The sequence below is a fragment of the Actinomadura logoneensis genome (genome assembly GCF_003428695.1).
Taxonomy (GTDB): domain Bacteria; phylum Actinomycetota; class Actinomycetes; order Streptosporangiales; family Streptosporangiaceae; genus Spirillospora; species Spirillospora logoneensis.
In genome coordinates this window covers 1-2,367 of the sequence record NZ_QURH01000117.1, presented here as the reverse complement: position 1 = coordinate 2,367, position 2,367 = coordinate 1, and the positions used below count along the sequence as shown (strand labels likewise).

Sequence of the window (2,367 nt, the reverse complement as noted above, 5' to 3'; positions counted from 1 at the left end):
CCCGCGCCCCGCAGCGCGCGCTGACCGCCGGCGGCGCCGCGCTGGCGCTGCTGCTCGGCACCCTGGTGTTCAGCATGGCCGCGCCGTCCCGCGACGCCAAGGCCGCGCCCGCCGGGGGCCAGGTGCGGCTGGTCAGCTACAACATCCACGACGCGGTCGACCGGCGCGGACGGCTCGACCCCGAGGCCGTCGCGCGGACGATCGAGGCGCGCCGTCCCGACGTCGTCCTGCTGCAGGAGGCGGGCCGCGGCTCGCTGCTGTCCGGGACGACCGACGTGGGCGTGTGGCTGTCGCGGCGGCTCGGCATGAAGCTGCTGTGGGGCCCGGCCGCCGACGGCCAGTTCGGCAACGCGATCCTGACCTCGCTGCCGGTCGAGCGGTCCGGCATCGGCCGGATGCCGCGCGGCGACTGGTCGCAGATCCGCGGGTACGTGTGGGCGAAGCTGAAGGTCGGGTCGTCCAGCCTGGACGTGTGGTCCACGCACCTGGAGAACGGCGACGACCAGGGCGACGAGCGGCTGCGGGAGGCGTCGGCGCTGCTGCGCGCCTGGGGCGGCGGCCCGCGCACGGTCGTCGGCGGCGACTTCAACGCCGGGCCCGGCGCGGACGCGATCGACCGGATGACCGACGGCACCGGCCTGCGCAGCGCCGCCACCGGCGGGGACGCCTCCCCGACCACCTCCGAGGGCGAGCGGACCGACTGGATCTTCGGCACCGACGACCTGTCCTTCTCCGGCTACCAGGTCACCCCGGCCGGTTCGGGCCACTACCCGGTCTCGGTCACCGTCCGCGTCGGAGGCTGACGGCAGGGGCCGGGCCCGACGGCAAGGGCAGGGCCCGAAGGCGGGGCGGGGCCTGACGGCAAGGGCTGGGACGGCACGGGCCCGCGCCGCTAGGGTTCGCTCATGAGCACCCATGAGGTCCGGGTCGTCCGGGCCGTGCCCGAGGACGCGGGGGAGATCCTCACCGTCCAGCGCGCCGCGTACGTCAGCGAGGCGCAGCTGTACGGCGATCCGTTCATCCCGCCGCTGGTGGAGTCGCTGGAGCAGGTGCGCAGAGCGCTGGAGGGCGGCGTCGTGGTGCTCAAGGCGGTGCGGGAGGGCCGGATCGTCGGGGTCGTCCGCGCCCAGTTCAGCGACCACACCTGCCTGGTCGGGCGGCTCGCGGTGGTGCCCGACCAGCAGGGCGCGGGCGTCGGGCGGCGGCTGATGGACGCGCTGGAGGCCGAGGTGTCCGGCCGCGCCACCGCGTGCGTGCTGTTCACCGGCCACCTCAGCGAGGCGAACCTGCGCCTCTACCGCAGCCTCGGCTACAGCGAGACGCACCGGGAGCGGGTCGCGGCGCACCTGACGTTCGTCCACATGCGCAAGCACCTGGAGCCCGCGCCCGCCGCCGACCGCGCGTGACCGGGCGGGCCGGTAGGCTCTGGCGCGTGCTGAAAGTGGGACTCACCGGCGGAATCGGCGCGGGCAAGAGCGAGGTGTCGCGGCGGCTCGCCGAGTACGGCGCGGTCGTGATCGACGCGGACCGGATCGCCCGGGAGGTCGTGGAGCCCGGCACACCCGGCCTGGCCGCCGTGGTCGCCGAGTTCGGCCCCGGGGTGCTGACCGCGGACGGCCGGATGGACCGGGAGAAGGTCGGCGAGATCGTGTTCGCCGACCCGGACCGGCTCGCGGCGCTCAACCGGATCGTCCACCCGCTGGTCGGGGAGCGGATGCAGGAGCTCATGGACGCCGCGCCGGACGACGCGATCGTGGTCTACGACGTCCCGCTGCTGACCGAGAACGGCCTCGCCGCGATGTACGACGTGGTGATCGTCGTGGACGCGCCGGTGGAGCTCCAGGTCGAGCGGCTCACCACCCTGCGGGGCATGACCGAGGACGCCGCGCGCGCCCGGATCGCCGCGCAAGCCACCCGCGAGGAGCGCCGCGCGGTCGCCGACCACGTGATCGACAATTCCGGTTCGATGGACTCGCTGGACGCCCGGGTCGCCGCGATCTGGGCCGATCTGACCCGCCGCGCCGCCGCGGGCTGAGCACTTGGGAGAGAGCACCGATGCAGGTCGTCTGGGCCACCGGTCAAGGCAGTCCGCAGCGCCGGAACGAGGACTTCGTGGCGACCGCGCCGGGGGCCGCCGTCGTGCTGGACGGCCGCGGTTTCCCGCTCGGCACCGAGATGGGCTGCGAGCACGGCATCGCCTGGTACTCCCGCTCGCTGGGCACCCGGCTGCTCGCCCGGATCCTGGACGGTCTGGGCGACGCGCCGCAGGCCGGAGCGCCGGTCGGGCCGCCCGAGGGCGCGCACCGGCCCGGGAACCGCCCGCTGGTGGCCCGGCTCGCGGGCGCGATCGCCGACGTCGCGGCGGCC

3 protein-coding genes and 1 pseudogene are annotated in these 2,367 nt (G+C 75.5%); all 4 read left to right on the top strand.

Translation table 11 applies throughout. The features are described from left to right. Nucleotides 1–803, top strand: an 803-nt coding sequence (locus DZF91_RS06455; RefSeq protein WP_199486450.1) for an endonuclease/exonuclease/phosphatase family protein, incomplete at its 5' end; no start/stop codon positions are given. 102 nt (nt 804–905) lie between these two features. Next, a complete protein-coding gene (locus DZF91_RS06450; protein ID WP_117356575.1) occupies nt 906–1,406 on the top strand; it encodes a GNAT family N-acetyltransferase in 501 nt (166 codons plus the stop codon). Between the two features lie 26 nt (nt 1,407–1,432). After that, complete coding sequence (coaE, locus tag DZF91_RS06445) at nt 1,433–2,035, top strand: dephospho-CoA kinase (RefSeq protein WP_117356576.1); 603 nt, start codon at nt 1,433–1,435, stop codon at nt 2,033–2,035. A 20-nt stretch (nt 2,036–2,055) separates the two neighbouring features. Beyond that, nucleotides 2,056–2,367, top strand: a pseudogene (locus DZF91_RS06440) (hypothetical protein); the annotation flags it as partial.

Excerpts from the sequence above, each read along its gene's own strand:
- DZF91_RS06450 (WP_117356575.1), top strand. The coding sequence starts at position 906 with ATGAGCACCCATGAGGTCCGGGTCGTCCGGGCCGTGCCCGAGGACGCG.